This is a genomic window from Burkholderia sp. PR2 (genome assembly GCF_052372875.1).
GTDB classification, from domain to species: Bacteria; Pseudomonadota; Gammaproteobacteria; order Burkholderiales; family Burkholderiaceae; genus Burkholderia; species Burkholderia diffusa.
The window spans coordinates 2,544,437-2,562,058 of sequence record NZ_JBQRWH010000001.1 but is presented as its reverse complement, the minus strand read 5'-3'; the positions used below and the strand labels follow the sequence as shown (position 1 = coordinate 2,562,058).

Sequence of the window (17,622 nt, the reverse complement as noted above, 5' to 3'; positions counted from 1 at the left end):
CGCTTCGCTCCGTCACGTTCAGGCATGCGCGGGATGCGCGGGTTCGGGCACGGCGGCCGGCCGATGCTGCGCGCCGGTGTGCCACGCCGGCAGGCGCGCACCCGCGCCGAACAGCTTCTCGCGCAGCGTCGGGGCGGGATCGTAGTCTTCCTTGTAGATGCCGCGGTTCTGCAGTTCCGGCACGACCCAGTCGACGAAATCCTCGAACGACTCGGGCATCACGGTGCGCGTCAAATTGAAACCGTCGATGCCCGTCTCGTCGATCCACGACTGCAGTTCATCCGCGACCTGCGACGGTGAACCGACGATCGGCGCATAGCGACCGCCCAGCGACATCTGTTCGAGCATCCGGCGCACGGTCCACGTGCCGGTCGTGCTCTTGCGCGAGATCGCGTCGACGGCCGACTGGATCGAGTCGGTCTTCACGTACGAGATCGGCTCGTCGAGGCCGTACTTCGCGAAGTCGATGCCGGTCGAGCTCGCGAAATGCGCGAGGCCGGCTTCCGGGCTCGCGTAGCGCCGGTATTCGTCGAACTTCTCGCGCGCGAGAAGCTCGGTCTCGGCGGTGACGACGCTCACGCCGGCGAAAATCCTGATCGACGCCGGGTCGCGGCCCTGCCGTGCGGCAGCCGCGCGAATGTCGAGCGCGGCCGCGCGCGCGGCGGCCTTGCTCTGCCCGTTCACGAACACGCATTCCGCATGTCGCCCCGCGAACTCGACGCCGCGCGCGGACGAGCCGGCCTGGTACAGCACCGGCGTGCGCTGCAGCGACGGCTCGCTCAGGTGAATCGCATCAACCGAATAGAACGGCCCGTCGTGCTTCACGCGCCGCACCTTTCCCGGCTGCGCGAACACGCGCGCGTGCGCATCGCGGATCACCGCGTCGTCGTCCCAGCTCTGTTCCCACAGCTTGTAGACGACATCCATGTAATCGTCCGCGCGTTCGTAGCGGTCGTCGTGGCCGATCTGCTGCGCGAGGCCCATCCCGCGCGCGGCGCTGTCGAGGTAGCCGGTCACGATGTTCCAGCCGATGCGCCCCTTCGTCAGGTGGTCGAGCGTCGACATGCGGCGCGCGAACAGGTAAGGCGGCTCATAGGTCAGGTTCGCGGTCACGCCGAAGCCGAGATGTTGCGTGACCTGCGCCATCGCGGGCACGAGCAGCAGCGGATCGTTGACGGGCACCTGCACGGATTCGCGCAGCGCGGCGTCCGGGCCGCCGCCGAACACGTCGTATACGCCGACGATGTCCGCGAGAAAGATCCCGTCGAACTTGCCGCGTTCGAGCGTCCTCGCGAGGTCGGTCCAGTAATCGAGATCGGTGTAGTGCGCGGAGCGGTCGCGCGGATGCGTCCACAGCCCGTGGTTGATGTGCCCGACGCAGTTCATGTTGAACGCGTTGAGCAGGATCTTCTTGCGGTTCGCCGTCGTCATGTCGCCTCCGTCACCACGCGATCGCGTATAGCGAGCCGAATGCGTTGTCGAGCGCCCGGCGCACCGCCGGCGAGTGCTGGTAGATCGCGATGAACTTGCGGATGCGCGCGTCGTTCACGCTCTCCGGCCGCACGACCCACTGGATCGCGAAGTTCTTGTTCTCGGTGCCGTCGAACAGCAGCGCGCTGTTCGGGTCGGTCGTGCCGGCGAGCTTGATGAAGCTCGGGTAGCCCTGCGCGAGGTCGACGTCGTCGAGCGAGCGCGCGAGCTGCGACGCTTCCAGCGGGATGATCTTCAGGTGCTTCGGGTTGGACACGATGTCGTGCGTCGTCGCGCGGTAGTCGGCGCCCGGCTTCAGCGTGATGAGGCCCGCGCGCTGCAGCAGCAACAGCCCGCGCCCGCCGTTCACCGGATCGTTCGCGATCGCGACGCGCGCGCCGTCCTTCAGCTCGTCGAAGCGCTTCACCTTCTTCGAATAGAGGCCGATCTTCATGATCGTGCCGGGCGCGATCGAGATGAAGTTGTAGCCGCCTTGCTTCTTCGCGTTCTCGAGAAACGGGATGTGCTGGAAGTAGTTGACGTCGATGTCCTTGTTCGCGAGCGCCGCGTTCGGCGTATTCCAGTCGGTGAACTCGACGATCCTCACGTCCAGGCCCTGCTCCTTCGCCTCCTTGGCGGCAATCTTCAGCGCCTCGATCTGCGGGCTCGTCGAGATGCCGACCTTCAGCGGCGCGGTGTCGGCGCGCGCGCCGTTCAGCAGCGCGACGCTGAGCAGCGCGGCCGCCAGCAGGCGGACCAGGCTGGCCACGCGGCCGGCGGAAAAGCGGGCGGAAAAAACGGGATGCAGCATGGAAACCACTCTCCTGTCCAAAGACGGTATCGACGGATGAGCGGCGCCGCGGCGAACGCGCGGGCGTTCTCCGGACAGTCGTCGTCGCATCGGAAAAAGATCAGCCGATGATAGAGAGCGGCGGGAGGGCGGTCTACGAAGCGATTGTGCGAAGAAAATCGCGTGCGGCGATATGGCGGGCGGCGGACATGGCCGGCTGCCCGGGCCGCCGCCAGGCCGAAATTTCGGCCTGCCCGCCGCGCCGATTCCGAAATCTCGGCCATCCCGTCTGGCAAACCCTTTCCGCAGACGAAATAAATCCCTTATGAATCAATGCATTGAAAATATTCCGGCAGGCCGGAATCCTGGCACGGGGGTTGCGTAATAGACGGCACACGATGCCGCGAAGCGATGCAGGCATTCCAAACATCAGGAGACACGTCTTGCAGACCTCTATCCATACCCCGTCCCAACCCGAGCCGATTGCCGCAGCCGGTCCCGCCACGCGCGAGCGCTTCTGGCCGGAAGGCTGGTGGAAGCTGATGGAAATCCGTATCGGCATCATCCCGCTGCCGGTCTACGTGATCCTGTTCGGGCTGATCGTCGGCTTCGCGGTGACGGGCAAGGTGCCCGGCGAGATCTCGATGGCGATCGCAGTGCTCGCATTCTTCGGCTTCACGTGCGCGGAACTCGGCAAGCGCCTGCCGCTCTTGCGCAACATCGGCGCGGCCGCGATCTTCGCGACCTTCGTGCCGTCGGCGCTCACCTACTACCACGTGCTGCCGAAGCCGGTGCTGAACCTCACCGTCGAGTTCACGAAGTCGACGAACTTCCTGTACCTGTTCATCGCGTCGATCATCGTCGGCAGCATCCTGAGCATGGACCGGCGCGTGCTGATCCAGGGCTTCGTGAAGATCTTCATTCCGCTCGCCGCCGGTTCGGTCGCGGCCGCGATCGTCGGCACGGCGGTCGGCACCGCGCTCGGCCTCGGCGCGCGCCACACGCTCCTGTACATCGTCGTGCCGATCATGGCCGGCGGCGTCGGCGAAGGCGCGATCCCGCTGTCGATCGGCTATTCGGAACTGATGCACCTGCCGCAGGGCGAGATGTTCGCGATGGTGCTGCCACCGGTGATGCTCGGCAGCCTGACCGCGATCATCCTGTCGGGCGCGCTCGACATGCTCGGCAAGCGCCTGCCGCACCTGACCGGCAACGGCCGCCTGCAGGTCGGCGAATCGGGCGACATGACGCCCGAGAACGAGGAAATCCGCGGCCACGTCGACGTCACGCACATCGCGGGCGCCGGCATCACGGCGATCACGCTGTACCTCGTCGGCCTGATGGCGCACAAGCTGTTCGGCCTGCCCGCACCGGTCGCGATGCTGTTCCTCGCGGTGCTGGTGAAGCTCGCGCGCGCGGTGTCGCCGCCGCTGCAGGAAGGCGCATTCGTCGTCTACAAGTTCTTCTCGACCGCCGTCACGTATCCGCTGCTGTTCGCGATCGGCGTCGCGATGACGCCGTGGGACAAGCTGACCGCCGCCTTCACGATCGTCAACGTCGTCACGATCGTGTCGACCGTCGCGACGCTGATGGGCACGGGTTTCGTGGTCGGCCGCCTGCTGAAGATGTACCCTATCGACACCGCAATCGTGAACGCCTGCCACAGCGGGCAAGGCGGCACCGGCGACGTCGCGATCCTGACCGCCGCGAACCGGATGCAGCTGATGCCGTTCGCGCAGATCGCGACGCGCATCGGCGGCGCGATCGTCGTCACGGTGACGCTGATCCTGGTCGCGCACTTCGGATGACGCGCCGCTGCGCGCACCGTCGCGCAGGCTGCTTCGCACGCGCCGCCGCCGGCCTCGCCGGTGCGCGGCGCGCGTCGTTCGTGGCGTCGTTCGTGGCGTCGTTCGTGGCGTCGTTCGTGGCGTCGTTCGGGGCGTCGTTCGGGGCGTCGCTCCGGGCGGCCGGTCGCGGACGACCGGTTGCGGACGACCGGTTGCGGGCTTCGATGAGGGCGAACGTGCAGAAGAGCTTCAAGGGAATCCCGTGGTGGGGCTGGGCGTCGGCCGCCGTGCTGTATGTCGGCGTGGCGGGCGCGGCCGTCGATTTCGCGTGGGAACGCGCGATCGACGCGCTCGAGGAAACCGGCGCGCATCGGCTCGACCTGTATGCGTCGAGCCTGAAGAGCGAACTCGGCCGCTTCGAGATCCTGCCCGGCCTGGTCGCCCGTCAGGACGGCGTGCGCGCGCTGCTGCGGGCCGCGCCGCGAGACCGGCCCGCGCTCACGCACTCCGTGAACACGTATCTCGAAGCCGTGAACCGCGACGCGGGCAGCGGTGCCGTCGACGTGATCGACTTGCAGGGCGAAGTGATCGCCGCCAGCAACTGGAACGAGACGATCAGCTTCGTCGGCACCAACGTGTCGTACCGGCCGTACTTCAAGGATGCCCTGGCACACGGCAGCGGCCGCTTCTTCGGAATCGGCACCAACACCGGCGTGCCCGGCGTCTACTTCGCGAGCGCGGTGCGCGACGATGGCGTGCCGATCGGCGCGACGGCCGTGAAGATCAGCGTCGACCCGCTCGAGTCCGCGTGGCGCGCGCCGGGCGTCGCCGCGATGGTGGTCGACGGCAATGGCGTGGTCGTGATCTCGACCGAGCCGGCGTGGAAATTCACCGCGCTGCGTCCGATCACCGCGCAGCAGCAGCGCGACATCCAGGCGTCGCGGCAATACGCGGGCCGCACGGTCGACGTGCTGCCGTACCGCCACATCGGCGACCGCAGCGCCGCCGCCTGGTTCGGCACGTTCCCCGATCCGCGTCACACCGGCCGCAGCACACGCTATCTCGTGATGTCGCGGCCCGCGCCGCAGGCCGGCGATTCGCTGATGGTGCTGCTCGACATCGCCAGCGCGCGGCGCCAGCAGCAGACCGCGTTCGTGTTCGTCACCGGCGCGTTCCTGATCGCCGCGCTGCTGGTCGGCTACGCGATCCAGCGCCGCCGGGCGATCGTCGCGCGGTTGAACGCGCAGGACGCGCTGCGCCGCGCGAACGACCAGCTCGAACTGACCGTCGCGCAGCGCACGGCCGCGCTGACGGCCGCGAACGAGCGGATGCAGCGCGAGATCGTGGAACGCGAACGCACCGAGCAGCGGCTGCGCGATTCGCAGCAGGAAGTCGTGCACGCGGGCAAGCTCGCGGTGCTCGGGCAGATGGCCGCCGGCCTCACGCACGAGCTGAACCAGCCGCTCGTCGCGATCCGCACGTTGTGCGACAACGCGCGCACGTTCTTCGAGCGCGGCCAGCCGGCACCGGCGTACGCCAATCTCGAACGGGTCGGCAAGCTGGTCGACAGCATGGCCGTGCTCACCGGCGAGCTGAAGACCTTCGCGCGCAAGCCCGACGTCGAGCGTGTCGCCGTGTCGCTGAACGAAGCCGTCGCGCACGCGCGGCTCATCTACGATGCGCGGATCCGCGACGAAGGCGTGCAGCTCGAGGTGAACATCGCGCCTGGCACGACGGTGTCCGCGGAGTCGAGCCAGTTGCAGCAGGTGATCGTGAACCTGCTCGGCAACGCGCTCGACGCGGTGCATGACGCGCCCGTGCGGCGCATCGTGATCGAAGCCGCCCAAGCCGACGATGCGGACGAAGGCGGCCGCGTGCGCTTCACGGTCGCCGACAGCGGCGCCGGCATCGCGCCCGAGGTGCTGCCGCACCTGTTCGAGCCGTTCGTCACCACCAAGCCGCGCGGCCAGGGCCTCGGCCTCGGCCTCGCGATCACGTCGCGCATCGTCGAGGCGTTCGGCGCGAAGATCGCCGCGACGAACCGCGACGCCGGCGGCGCGCAGTTCACCATCGAATTCGCGGCGGTCACGCCGCAACAAAGGACAGAGCATGGAAGATGAGATTCGCGTGCTGGTCGTCGAGGACGATGAAAACGTCCGGATCGGCGTCGAGCAGGCCGTCGCGCTCGCCGGGTTCCCGGTCGACGCATTCGCGTCGGCGGCCGACGCACTCGCGCACGTCGCGCCCGGCGCACCCGTCGTGATCGTGTCGGACGTGCGGATGCCGGGCATCGACGGGCTGCAGCTGCTCGAACGCGTGATGGCCGTCGATGCGCAGATTCCGGTCGTGCTGATCAGCGGCCACGCCGACATTTCGACGGCCGTCGGCGCGATGCAGGACGGCGCATACGACTTCATCGAGAAGCCGTTCTCGTCGGACGTGATCGCCGGCCGCGTCGCGCGCGCGGTCGAGAAGCGCAGGCTCACGCTCGAGGTGCAGGGGCTGCGCGCGGCGCTCAACAACTGGCAGGGCATCGAGGCGTTCGTGCTCGGCAAGTCGCCCGCGATGGCCGACGTGCGCAAGAAGATCCTGCGCCTCGCCGATACGTCGGTGTCGGTGCTGATCACCGGCGAGACAGGCACCGGCAAGGAGCTGATCGCGCGCAGCCTGCACGACTTCGGCGGCCGGCGCGATGCGCATTTCGTCGCGCTGAATTGCGGCGGCCTGCCCGAGCAGGTGTTCGAGAGCGAGCTGTTCGGTCACGAGGCCGGCGCGTTCACCGGCGCGATCAAGAAGCGCATCGGCAAGATCGAATGGGCGCACGGCGGCACGCTGTTCCTCGACGAGATCGAGACGATGCCGATCCCGCTGCAGATCAAGATGCTGCGCGTGCTGCAGGAGCGCGTGGTCGAGCGGCTCGGCGCGAACGAACTGATTCCGGTCGATTGCCGCGTCGTCGCCGCGTCGAAGGCCGATCTCGCCGAACTCGCGGCCGACGGGCGCTTCCGCGCGGACTTGCTGTATCGGCTCGACGTCGCACAGATCGAGCTGCCGCCGCTGCGCGAGCGGCGCGAGGACGTGCCGCTGCTGTTCGAGCATTTCGTGCTCGCGGCCGCGCGGCGCTTCGGGCAGCCGGCGCCGGTCGTCACCGCTGCGCAGGTGTCCGAACTGATGACGCACGCGTGGCCCGGCAACGTGCGAGAACTGCAGAACGTGGCCGATCGCTTCGTGCTCGGGCTGACCGGCGACAGCCTGCTGTCGTCCGGCGGCGAACCGGCGGCAGGCGGCACGCTTGCCGAGCAGATGGCGTATTTCGAGCGGATGCTGATCGAGGACGCGCTGCAGCGTCACCACGGCAACGTGGCGGACGCAAGCGTCGCGCTCGGCATGCCGAAGAAGACGCTTTATCACAAGCTGCGCAACCTGCGGATTCCCGCGCGCGGCGACGCGGCTGCCGACGGCGGCGAGTGACGCGAACGAGGATACGCACACCGGCATGGATCGCATCGACATCACCGAACACGGCCGCCTCATTGGCCAGACACGCGGCCACCTGATCCGCGGCGTCACGCGCGCGCAGAAGACCTTCCGCCCGAGCGACTGGCCCGAACGGCTCGCGGGCGTCATCACGCTGTTCGTCGGCGAGCGGCGGCCCGGCTATCCCTGCGCGCTGTCGCGGCTCGCGATGCCGATCGTCGACGGCGGCGTCAAATGCCTGTTCGTGTCGGACGAATTGCGCGACGTATGCGCCGACGCGTTCGACTTCGCGATGCAGTTCGCCGCCGACAACGATCTTCCCGTCGAGCTTCAGACCGCGCCCGCGCTGGCGGTGCGGTAATGCGCGGGCCGCATTCGGCGGCCCTTCCCCCGCTTTTTCCCGTTCCGATGCGCGCGTGCGCAGGCGTCGGCATGTGCTTTCAGCCGCGCAACCAATCGTCATACGATTGAAAGGTCCGACACATCCCCAAGCTGCGACAAGGGTTTTCAGCCTTGCCATCAATAAAATTGATCGTGACGATGAAAATTATGCGTTTTCCTTGCAGCTTGCCGTGAGGCATAGTTGCGACGTGATGACGCACCCATTGAGTTTTCAGTCATGAACATGCGAATCGAGCCGTCGGTGCTCGCGAACCCCGACCTGCAATTTGCGACGCTTTCGTCGGGCATCAGCCTGCCGTATGTCGAGCGGGGGAGCGGCGCGCCGATGGTGTTCGTGCACGGATCGTTGTGCGACTACCGTTACTGGGATCCGCAACTCGCGTCGCTGTCGGCCCACTACCGCTGCATCGCGCCGAGCCTCAGCCACTACTGGCCGGCCGTCGAAGCGGGCATCCAGGATGACTTCAGCTGGCAGAACCACGTCGACGAGCTCGCCGAATTCATCGACGCACTCGACCTCGGCCCCGTGCATCTCGTCGGCCACTCGCGAGGCGGCAGCGTCGCGTTCAACGTCGCACGCCAGCATCCGCAGCTCGTCGACACACTCACGCTCGCCGATCCGGGCGGCCCGCTGCAGCAGCCGGGCGTGCGCGAAGCCGCGCTGCCGCCCGCCGCGATCGCACTGCGCACGAAGGCCGTGAACCTGATCGGGCAAGGCGAAGTCGAAGCCGGCCTCGAGATGTTCGTCGATTCGGTCAGCCTGCCCGGCGCATGGAAGAAGAGCACGTCGCGCTTTCGCACGATGGCGATCGACAACGCGAGCACGCTGCCGAAGCAGCTTCAGGATCCGCTGCCCGCGTATTCGCAGCACACGGCGTCGGACATCGCGTGCCGCACGCTGCTGATCGACGGCCAGCGCAGCCCGAAGATGTTCCGCAACAACGTCGACACGCTGTCGCAGTGGATCGGCGCTGCGCAACGGCAGACCGTCGCCGGTGCGTCGCACGGGATGAACGCGGCGAGCCCCGCGGTGTTCAACCGTTACGTGCACGAGTTCGTCGCCGCGTAACGCTCGTGGGCGGCATGCGCGCCGCCCGCGGCTCCCCTTTCTCATTCGAAGCGAAGCGATGCGGACTGCCTGCATCGCGTCGCTTCGTCCGCCTCGGCGTCACATGATCGGTTCGGGCTTGCGCGTCACCGCATCAGGCAACCCGAACACGCTGTCGAACGACCAGTTGTACGCGAACGTGAAGATCGGGAAGAACACGATCAGCACCGCGTCGTACAGGAACGCCTGCAGCAGCGACACGTCGAGCCACCACGCGATCAGCGGGATCAGGAACGTCACGAGCGCGACCTGAAAACCGATCGCGTGCACGACGCGCCGCGCGACGGTGCGCGTCGTTTCCGCACGCCGCCGCTCCCACGCCTCGAATCCCAGGTTGTACAGAAAATTGACGATGACGCCCGTCGTCGAGATCATCACGCCGAGCAGGCCGCTCGTCGTCGCGCTCGCGCCGCTCAGCATGCCGAGCACCGACGACGCGACGAGGATGCCGAGCACCTCGAACATCACGACGTAGACTATGCGTCTCTTCCATCCTTGCATGACCCACCACCTTCCTGTCGAACGAGGTGGCGAGACTACAGCGGGCACTTCGCCCGCAAAAGTCAGGTCCTTTCAATTTTTCTGACAGGAGGCGCGCGTGCTGACCAGCGACCATATCGACATGCTGCTTACGGTCATCGACAAAGGCTCGTTCTCGGCGGCCGCGCGCGCGCTCGGCCGCACACCGTCGGCGGTCAGCATGGCGATCGCGAACCTCGAGGCCGAGCTGGACCTCGTGCTGTTCGACCGCGGCACGCGCGAGCCGACGCCGACGGCCGCGATGGCCGCGCTGCTGCCCGATGCGCGGTCGATCGCCGAACGGTTGCAGGCATTGCGCGCGCATGCGCAGCATCTGTCGGAAGGCGTCGAGGACACGCTGCGGCTCGGCCTCGCGGCGGAGCTCGACGGCGCGCCCGTTGCGCGCGCACTGACCGCCGTCGCCGCGAAATATCCGGCGCTCGCGATCAGCATCGTCTCCGCGCCGCAGGACGCGATCGTCGACGCATTGCATCGCGGCGCGGTCGATCTCTGCGTCGCGTACGGCGGGCTCGATCTTCATCCGCAGGAACAGATCCACGCGCTGTGGACCGAAACGCTGATCGCCGTCGCCGCGCCCGGTCATCCGACGATCGCCGAAGCCGCGCATCCCGGGGCGATCGAGCGGCTGTCGGGATTCCGGCAGATCGTGATCGCGGACCCGGAACGGCCGCTCACCGACGTGCGCCCCGTGATCGGCAACCGCACGTGGAAGGTGACAGACATGGCCACCGCGATCGCGCTCGTGAAGGCCGGGCACGGCTGGGCGAACCTGCCCGACTCGGTGATCGGCCGGTATGTCGCCGACGGCGAACTCGCGCCGCTCGTGTTCGCGAACATCCGCAACGGGCTGCGGCTGCCCGTGTACCTGCGCCGGCCGAAGCACACGGGGCTCGGCAAGGCGGCCAGCGAACTGGTGCGGGCGCTGCGGGCTGAAGACAGTCTCAGCTGAACGGTGCGGCGAATCATCGCCGCGCCGTGGGTCAACGCACGGCGGATCGACCGTTAGTTGCAATCAACGCATCGTCGTTGCCCCGTTGATCGACCGATCCGCGTCGCCGCGGATCGGTTGTTTCGATCGTCGACCAAACACCGGTTTCGGTGACGCATGGCGAACCGCCACGCGCACCGACGCCTCAACGCACGGCGACTTCCTGCTTGGCCGTCGCCGCATCGCCGACCGCCGTCGGCGCCGCGCCCCACCCGCCGCCGAGCGCGCGGATCAGGTTGACGGTCGACACGGCCTGCGCACCGGTCAGCTGGTTCGCCTGCAATTGCGACTGCAGCACCGACCGCTCGCTGTCGATCACGTCAAGATATGCGACCTCGCCCTCCTGATACTGCGTACGCGACAGTGTCGCCGCACGACGCGACGCATTGACGGCCGCATCCTGCGCGCGGATCTGGTCGTCGAGCAGACGCAGATCGGCGAGATTGTCCTCGACCTCACGGAACGCGACGAGCACCTGCTGCCGGTAGTTCGCGACCTGCTCGTCATACTGCGCGCGCGCCTGCTGCACGCCGGCCGCACGGCGCCCGCCGTCGAACAGCGGCAGCGTCAGCGCGGTGCCGGCGAACGGCCCGAGCAGGAACGTGCGGCTCGACCACAGGAACAGGTTGCCGAGCGTCGACGCTTCATAGCCGAACGCGCCCGTGATATCGAGCTTCGGGAAATACGCCGACTTCGCGAGGCCGATCCGCGCGTTCGCGGCCGCCATCGCGCGTTCCGCAGCCGACACGTCCGGGCGGCGTTCGAGCAGCGCGGACGGCAGGCCCGCGGGGACCTTCACCGCGACCGGCACGATCGGCGTCTCCTTGAACGCGAAGTCCGCGGGCGCCTTGCCGAGCAGGATCGCAAGCGCATGCTCGGACGCCGCGCGCCGGCGCGCGACGCCGACCGCATCGGCCTGCGCGCTCGCCAGTTCGTTCTTCGCGCGCGACACGTCGAGCTCGCTGATGTCGCCTTCGTTGAAGCGGCGCTGCACGAGCTTCAGCGCCTGGTCGCGCAGTTCGACCGTGCGGCGGTACAGGTCCTGATCCGCGTCGAGCTGGCGCAGTTCGAAGTAGTTCTGCGCGACGTCCGCCTGCAGCGCGAGCTGCACCGAACGGAACAGCGCTTCGCTCTGCGCCTGGTCGGCACGCGACGCCTCGACGTTGCGGCTCACGCGGCCGAACAGGTCGGCCTCGTACGACACCGTGCCTTGCGCGCGCCACAGCGTCGCGTTGGTCGGGCCCGTGCCCTGCGGCTGGAACTGCGACGCCGACGACAGCCCTTCCCGCGTCGGCCCGAACCCGGCGCCGACCTGCGGGAACCACTGCGAGCGCGCGGTGCGGGTCGCCGCGCGCGCTTCCTCGACGCGCGCCGCCGCGGCCTTCAGGTTCTGGTTCGCGGCGAGCGCCTGCGACTCGAGCGAGTCGAGCACCGGATCGCCGAACACCTTCCACCATTCGCCGCGATGCTCGCCGTCCGCCGGTTCGGCGGTTTTCCACGTGCCGGCCTGTTCGCCGGCCGCGAGCGTCGGCGCTTCCTTGAACGCCGCGGGCGTCGACACGTCCGGGCGCTTGTAGTCGGGCCCCACCGCGCACGCGGCGAGCAGCGTCGCGAGCAGGGTGCTCGCGGCCGCCACCTTCGCGAAGCGCATCAGGCCATTCGTGTTGTGCATGTTGTCCATCTTGTTTTCCTCAAGCATCCGATGCCGGCACGCCCGGGGCCGTCACGCCGTAACCGGCCGAGTCCTTGCCCGCGACGTGGATCTTGCCGCCCGCGAGCGTACGCAGCACGACGTAGAACACCGGCGTCAGCATCAGCCCGAACAGCGTCACGCCGAGCATCCCGAAGAACACCGCGACACCCATCGCATGCCGCATCTCGGAGCCCGCGCCCGTCGACATGACGAGTGGCACGACGCCCATGATGAACGCGATCGACGTCATCAGGATCGGGCGCAGCCGCAGCCGGCTCGCCTCGATCGCGGCCTCGAGCGGCGTCCTGCCGTCATGCTCCAGTTCGCGTGCGAATTCGACGATCAGGATCGCGTTCTTCGCCGACAACCCCACCAGCACCATCAAGCCGATCTGCGTGAAGATGTTGTTGTCGCCCTGCGTGAGCCACACGCCCGTCAGCGCCGACAGAATGCTCATCGGCACGATCAGGATCACCGCGAGCGGCAGCGTCAGGCTTTCATACAGTGCGGCGAGCACGAGGAACACGAGCAGCACGCTGATCGGGAACACATACATCGCTGAATCGCCGGCAAGAATCTGCTGGTACGTGAGGTCGGTCCATTCGAACCGCACGCCACGCGGCAGCGTTTCATGCGCGATGCGCTCGATCGCGGCCTGCGCCTGACCCGACGAGAAGCCCGGCGCCGGGCCGCCGTTGATGTCGGCCGCCGTGTAGCCGTTGTAGCGCACGACCATTTCCGGGCCGAACGTCGGCGTCACCGTGACGAGCGACGACAGCGGCACCATCTCGCCACGGTCGTTGCGCGTCTTCAACTGCAGGATGTCGTCCGCGCGCTGGCGGAACGGCGCATCGGCCTGCACGCGCACCTGGTACACACGCCCGAAGCGGTTGAAGTCGTTCACGTACAGCGAGCCGAGATACACCTGCATGGTGTTGAACACGTCGGTGACCGGCACGCCGAGCTGCTTCGCCTTCACGCGGTCGAGATCGACGTTGAGCTGCGGCACGTTGATCTGGTAGCTCGTGAACAACGGGCCGAGTTCAGGCGCCTGCTGCGCGCGCTTGATGAAGTCGTTGGTCGCATCCGACAGCTTCGCGTAGCCGACCGCGCCGCGATCCTCGATCTGCATCTTGAACCCGCCGAGCGTGCCGAGGCCCAGCACCGGCGGCGGCGGGAACACCGCGACGAACGAGTCCTTGATCGCACCGTACTGCTGGTTCAGCGCACCCGCGATCGCACCGGCCGACAGCGCCTTGCCGTGCCGCTCCGAGAACGGCTTGAGCGTGACGAACACGATGCCCGCGCTCGAACTGTTGGTGAAGCCGTTCACCGACAGCCCCGGGAACGCGACCGCGCTCTCGACGCCAGGCTGCTTCAGCGCGATCGAGCCCATGTCGCGGATCACCTTCTCGGTGCGATCGAGCGACGCGCCGTTCGGCAGCTGCGCGAACGCGATCAGGTATTCCTTGTCCTGCGCGGGCACGAAGCCGCCCGGCACGATCTTCGACACGAGCACGGTCGCGCCCACCAGCACGAGGTACACGCCGAGCATCAGCGTCTTGCGCGACAGCACGCCGCGCACGCCGCGGCCGTAGTTCTCCGCGCCGCGATGGAACACCTTGTTGAAGCGCTTGAAGAAGCCGCCGAGCACGCGGTTCATCACGCGCGTGAGCCAGTCCTCCTTGTCGCCATGGCCCTTCAGCAGGATCGCGGACAGCGCCGGCGACAGCGTCAGCGAGTTGAACGCCGAGATCACCGTCGAGATCGCGATCGTCATCGCGAACTGCTTGTAGAACTGGCCGGTCAGGCCCGACATGAACGCGAGCGGCACGAACACGGCGACGAGCGTCAGCGCGATCGCGATGATCGGCCCGCTCACTTCCTGCATCGCCTTGTAGGTCGCCTGCCGCGCGTTCATCCCGCTTTCGATGTTGCGCTCGACGTTCTCGACGACCACGATCGCATCGTCGACCACGATACCGATCGCGAGCACCATCCCGAACAGCGACAGCGCGTTGATCGAATAACCGAAACCGAGCAGCAGCGAGAACGTGCCGATGATCGACACCGGCACCGCGATCAGCGGAATGAGCGATGCGCGCCAGGTCTGCAGGAACACGATCACGACGAGCACGACCAGCGCGATCGCTTCGAGCAGCGTGTGCACCACGGCCTTGATCGACGAGCGCACGAACTGCGTCGGGTCATAGACGATCTTGTAGTCGACGCCGGCCGGCATGTCCTGCTTCAGCTCGGCCATCGTCTTGCGCACTTCGTCGGAGATCTGCAGCGAGTTCGCGCCCGGCGACTGGTTGATCGCCATCGCGACGGCCGGCTTGTTGTCGAGCAGCGAGCGCAGTCCGTACTCGGACGCATCCAGCTGGATCCGCGCGATGTCGCGCAAGCGCGTGACGCCGCCGTCCGGCGTCGTCTTCACCACGATGTCGCCGAATTCGTCCTCCGTCTGCAAGCGGCCGCGCGCGTTCACCGACAGCTGCAGCGGCGTGCCGGGCAGCGACGGCGACGCGCCGATCACGCCGGCCGCAACCTGCACGTTCTGCTCGCGGATCGCCTGCACGACGTCCTCCGCGGACAGCCCGCGCTGCGCGACCTTCTGCGGATCGAGCCATATGCGCATCGCGTAGTCGCCCGAACCCCACAGCTGCACCTGGCCGACGCCCTGGATCCGCGACAGGCGATCCTTCACGTTGATCAGCGCGTAGTTGCGCAGATAGGTCATGTCGTAGCGGTTGTCCGGCGAGATCAGGTGGACCACCATCGTCAGCGTCGGCGAGCTCTTCACCGTCGTGATGCCGAGCCGCTGCACGTCTTCCGGCAGGCGCGGCAGCGCCTGGTTCACGCGGTTCTGCACGAGCTGCGTGGCCTTGTCCGGATCGGTGCCCAGCTTGAACGTGACGGTGATCGTCATGTTGCCGTCGCTGTTCGCCTGCGACTGCATGTAGAGCATGTCCTCGACGCCGTTGATCTGCTCCTCGAGCGGCGACGCGACCGTCTCGGCGATCACTTTCGGGTTGGCGCCGGGGTACTGCGCCTTCACGATCACGGAAGGCGGCACGACTTCCGGATACTCCGAAATCGGCAGCAGGAACATCGCGATCACCCCGCCGAGCAGGATGATCACCGATAGGACTCCTGCAAAGATCGGCCGGTCGATAAAGAATTTGGAAATGTTCATGTGTGGCTCTGTCTGGTTGAACGCGGAAACCGTAGCGGCGGGCCGCTTACGATTCCGCCTTCGCCGGTGCGGCCGGCTTCGCGTTATCCGCGAGCGGCGCGGACGGCGCATCGCCGCCCGTCATCGGGACCATGTGCGGTTTCACCTGCTCGCCCGGCCGCACGCGCTGCGTACCGTTCACGATCACGCGGTCGCCGGCGGACAGGCCGCTCACGATCACGCGCCGGTTGCCGTGCTGCAGGCCCTGCTGCACTTCGCGATACGACACGCGGCCCTGCTGGTCGACGACGAACACGAACTTCTTGTCCTGGTCGGTGTTGATCGCCGCGTCGTCGACGAGCAGTGCCTGGTGCGGCGCGCTGCCGCCCACCTTCACGCGTGCGTAGAGGCCCGGGACGAGCGCGCCGTCAGCATTGTCGAAACGCGCGCGCACGCGGATCGTGCCGGACGACGTGTCGAGCCGGTTGTCGACCGAGTCGATCTCGCCGCTGCGCGAGTAGCCGGTTTCATTCGCGAGGCCGAGCTCGACCGGCACCTTGCGGCCGTTACGCGCGCCGTTGATGTATTGCAGGTAGGTCTGCTCGTCCGCGTCGAACGATGCGTAGATCGGCGACACCGACACCAGCGTCGTCAGCGGCGCGGCCGATGCACCGGCCGACACGACGTTGCCGAGCGTGATTTCCGCGCGCGACACGCGGCCCGACACAGGTGCGGTGATGCGCGTATAGCCAAGGTTGATGCGCGCCGTTTCCAGCGCGGCTTCCGCGGCCTTCAGGTTCGCGCTCGCCTCGCGCGCGGCGTTCTGCTTCTCGTCGTAGTCGCGCTTCGCGATCGCGTTGTCGCCGATCAGCCGCTGCGCGCGCTGCCAGTCGCTCTGCGCGTAGCCGTTGCGGGCCTGCGCGGCGGCGAGCTGCGCGGCCGCGCGGTCGGTTTCGGCCTGATACGGGCGCGGGTCGATCACGAACAGCACGTCGCCCTTCTTCACGAGCGCGCCGTCCTTGAAGTTCACCGCGACGATCGTGCCCGACACCTGCGGGCGCACGTCGACTTTCTCGACCGCCTCGAGGCGGCCCGAATAGCTTTGCCAATCAGTGACGGTCTGCGGCACGACGGTCGCGACGTCGACTTCCGGCAGCGGCGCCGCCGCTTTCTCGGGTGCGTTCGCGTTCACGCGCATCGCGCCGAACGTGCCGAGGCCGACGACGGCGAGCGTCACGATCGCCGCTGTCGCGATTCGGGAACGGGAGGTGCGTAGGATGGCCATGTGGATCTCCAATAAGCGTGGATTGGTGTGGTTATTCGGAACGATTCGGCTGGCGCGCCTGGAAGCGGCACTGGAAGAAGCGCACTGCTTCCTCGAGCGCGGCTTCGTGCATCGCGAGCGCCGCGTGCGTGACGTCCGGGTAGCGGATCACCTGCGTGAGCACGCCCGATGAAATCAGGCAGCCCGCATATTTCTCCGCTTCGACGTGCAGCACGTCGTTCTGCGCGGTGACGACGAGCGTGGGCGGCAGGCCCGCGAGGCGCACCGATTCGAGCGGTGCCGCGTATGGGTGCATGCGCTGCGCCGCCTGCGGCAGATAGGCGCGATAACAGGCCGCGCATTCCCGCGCGGTGATGTCCGACGAAAGGCGTTCGGCGTCGCCGATGCGCGTCATGCTCGGGTCGAGCATCGGCCCGAACAGCGCCTGCGCGGCGATCGACACTTCACCGCGATCGCGCGCGATGAACGCGAGACAGTTCGCGAGCTGGCCGCCCGCGTCGTGCCCCGCGACGCCGATCTTCTTCGGATTGCCGCCGAACGCGCGGGCGCGCGTCGCGGCCCATACGGCGGCGCGATACGCATCCTCCGGCGCGGCCGGAAAAGGAAAGGCCGGCGCGAGCGAATAATCGACCGACACTACGAGAGCTGGTAAGCGTTCTGCTAAAAAGCGCGCGGCGAAGTCGGCGTCGTCGAGCGTGCCGCGCACGAAACCGCCGCCGTGGAAATAAAGCACTACTGGCAGCCCGGTCTTGTCCGGGCGGCGGTAGAGGCGCAGAACGATGTCCTGCGCGTAGCCGGGGATTTCCACCTCAGCGACCGTCAATGCCGCGCCGGCTCTGGCTTCGGCAGGCAATGCGGCTTTCAGGAATTTGCTGAATTCAGAAGCGTCCATGACGATGCAGCA

13 protein-coding genes are annotated in these 17,622 nt (G+C 67.5%); 6 read left to right on the top strand and 7 right to left on the bottom strand.

Annotated elements, in window-relative coordinates; genetic code table 11:
- Nucleotides 1–18 precede the first annotated feature (18 nt).
- Both ACT2FV_RS11420 and ACT2FV_RS11415 read right to left on the bottom strand, forming a co-directional pair.
- Nucleotides 19–1,431, bottom strand: a complete 1,413-nt coding sequence (locus tag ACT2FV_RS11420; protein WP_444503868.1) for an LLM class flavin-dependent oxidoreductase — start codon at nucleotides 1,429–1,431, stop codon at nucleotides 19–21.
- Nucleotides 1,432–1,441: 10 nt separating this feature from the next.
- Nucleotides 1,442–2,281: a MetQ/NlpA family ABC transporter substrate-binding protein gene (locus ACT2FV_RS11415; protein WP_444503867.1), complete on the bottom strand. Its 840-nt coding sequence runs from the start codon at nucleotides 2,279–2,281 to the stop codon at nucleotides 1,442–1,444.
- Nucleotides 2,282–2,703: 422 nt separating this feature from the next.
- Here ACT2FV_RS11415 and ACT2FV_RS11410 point away from each other — a divergent pair, with 422 nt between their 5' ends.
- The 5 genes from ACT2FV_RS11410 to ACT2FV_RS11390 all read left to right on the top strand — a co-directional run bounded on the left by ACT2FV_RS11410 (nucleotide 2,704) and on the right by ACT2FV_RS11390 (nucleotide 8,995).
- Nucleotides 2,704–4,068: a 2-hydroxycarboxylate transporter family protein gene (locus tag ACT2FV_RS11410; protein WP_124624225.1), complete on the top strand. Its 1,365-nt coding sequence runs from the start codon at nucleotides 2,704–2,706 to the stop codon at nucleotides 4,066–4,068.
- Between the two features lie 203 nt (nucleotides 4,069–4,271).
- Nucleotides 4,272–6,167: a sensor histidine kinase gene (locus ACT2FV_RS11405; RefSeq protein ID WP_444503866.1), complete on the top strand. Its 1,896-nt coding sequence runs from the start codon at nucleotides 4,272–4,274 to the stop codon at nucleotides 6,165–6,167.
- Nucleotides 6,157–7,518, top strand: coding sequence for a sigma-54-dependent transcriptional regulator (locus ACT2FV_RS11400; RefSeq protein ID WP_444503865.1), 1,362 nt, complete (start codon nucleotides 6,157–6,159; stop codon nucleotides 7,516–7,518). Before ACT2FV_RS11405 ends, ACT2FV_RS11400 begins: the two co-directional genes overlap by 11 nt.
- A 25-nt stretch (nucleotides 7,519–7,543) precedes the next feature.
- Nucleotides 7,544–7,885, top strand: a complete 342-nt coding sequence (locus tag ACT2FV_RS11395) for a DUF3579 domain-containing protein (protein ID WP_059599091.1) — start codon at nucleotides 7,544–7,546, stop codon at nucleotides 7,883–7,885.
- A gap of 258 nt (nucleotides 7,886–8,143) precedes the next feature.
- Nucleotides 8,144–8,995 (top strand): alpha/beta fold hydrolase, encoded by an 852-nt coding sequence (locus tag ACT2FV_RS11390; RefSeq protein WP_444503864.1) that lies wholly within the window; start codon nucleotides 8,144–8,146, stop codon nucleotides 8,993–8,995.
- Nucleotides 8,996–9,094: 99 nt separating this feature from the next.
- On the opposite strand, the gene ACT2FV_RS11385 is transcribed toward ACT2FV_RS11390, so the two are convergent.
- On the bottom strand, nucleotides 9,095–9,535 hold the full coding sequence (locus ACT2FV_RS11385) for a PACE efflux transporter (protein WP_124904989.1): 441 nt from the start codon (nucleotides 9,533–9,535) through the stop codon (nucleotides 9,095–9,097).
- 97 nt (nucleotides 9,536–9,632) lie between these two features.
- Between ACT2FV_RS11385 and ACT2FV_RS11380 the strand changes: the two genes are divergently transcribed.
- The gene (locus ACT2FV_RS11380; RefSeq protein ID WP_059599088.1) at nucleotides 9,633–10,523 is read left to right on the top strand and encodes a LysR family transcriptional regulator; all 891 of its coding nucleotides are present in this window, start codon (nucleotides 9,633–9,635) and stop codon (nucleotides 10,521–10,523) included.
- A 184-nt stretch (nucleotides 10,524–10,707) separates the two neighbouring features.
- On the opposite strand, the gene opcM is transcribed toward ACT2FV_RS11380, so the two are convergent.
- Genes opcM through ACT2FV_RS11360 form a run of 4 tightly spaced genes read right to left on the bottom strand, consistent with a single transcriptional unit; the run spans nucleotide 10,708 to nucleotide 17,610 of the window.
- Nucleotides 10,708–12,243: a multidrug efflux transporter outer membrane subunit OpcM gene (opcM, locus tag ACT2FV_RS11375; protein ID WP_124624244.1), complete on the bottom strand. Its 1,536-nt coding sequence runs from the start codon at nucleotides 12,241–12,243 to the stop codon at nucleotides 10,708–10,710.
- Nucleotides 12,244–12,253: 10 nt separating this feature from the next.
- The gene (gene ceoB / locus ACT2FV_RS11370) at nucleotides 12,254–15,454 is read right to left on the bottom strand and encodes a multidrug efflux RND transporter permease subunit CeoB (RefSeq protein ID WP_444503863.1); all 3,201 of its coding nucleotides are present in this window, start codon (nucleotides 15,452–15,454) and stop codon (nucleotides 12,254–12,256) included.
- Nucleotides 15,455–15,500: 46 nt separating this feature from the next.
- Nucleotides 15,501–16,718, bottom strand: a complete 1,218-nt coding sequence (ceoA, locus tag ACT2FV_RS11365; RefSeq protein WP_059528484.1) for a multidrug efflux RND transporter periplasmic adaptor subunit CeoA — start codon at nucleotides 16,716–16,718, stop codon at nucleotides 15,501–15,503.
- Between the two features lie 31 nt (nucleotides 16,719–16,749).
- Nucleotides 16,750–17,610, bottom strand: a complete 861-nt coding sequence (locus ACT2FV_RS11360) for an alpha/beta hydrolase (protein ID WP_059599086.1) — start codon at nucleotides 17,608–17,610, stop codon at nucleotides 16,750–16,752.
- Nucleotides 17,611–17,622 lie beyond the last annotated feature (12 nt).

Bases quoted from the DNA above. Each gene is read 5' to 3' on its own strand.
- ACT2FV_RS11390 (WP_444503864.1), top strand. From the start codon at position 8,144: ATGAACATGCGAATCGAGCCGTCGGTGCTCGCGAACCCCGACCTGCAA.
- ACT2FV_RS11360 (WP_059599086.1), bottom strand. From the start codon at position 17,610: ATGGACGCTTCTGAATTCAGCAAATTCCTGAAAGCCGCATTGCCTGCC.
- ceoA (WP_059528484.1), bottom strand. From the start codon at position 16,718: ATGGCCATCCTACGCACCTCCCGTTCCCGAATCGCGACAGCGGCGATC.
- ACT2FV_RS11400 (WP_444503865.1), top strand. From the start codon at position 6,157: ATGGAAGATGAGATTCGCGTGCTGGTCGTCGAGGACGATGAAAACGTC.
- ACT2FV_RS11385 (WP_124904989.1), bottom strand. From the start codon at position 9,535: ATGCAAGGATGGAAGAGACGCATAGTCTACGTCGTGATGTTCGAGGTG.
- ACT2FV_RS11420 (WP_444503868.1), bottom strand. From the start codon at position 1,431: ATGACGACGGCGAACCGCAAGAAGATCCTGCTCAACGCGTTCAACATG.
- opcM (WP_124624244.1), bottom strand. From the start codon at position 12,243: ATGGACAACATGCACAACACGAATGGCCTGATGCGCTTCGCGAAGGTG.
- ACT2FV_RS11415 (WP_444503867.1), bottom strand. From the start codon at position 2,281: ATGCTGCATCCCGTTTTTTCCGCCCGCTTTTCCGCCGGCCGCGTGGCC.
- ACT2FV_RS11405 (WP_444503866.1), top strand. From the start codon at position 4,272: ATGAGGGCGAACGTGCAGAAGAGCTTCAAGGGAATCCCGTGGTGGGGC.
- ACT2FV_RS11395 (WP_059599091.1), top strand. From the start codon at position 7,544: ATGGATCGCATCGACATCACCGAACACGGCCGCCTCATTGGCCAGACA.
- ceoB (WP_444503863.1), bottom strand. From the start codon at position 15,454: ATGAACATTTCCAAATTCTTTATCGACCGGCCGATCTTTGCAGGAGTC.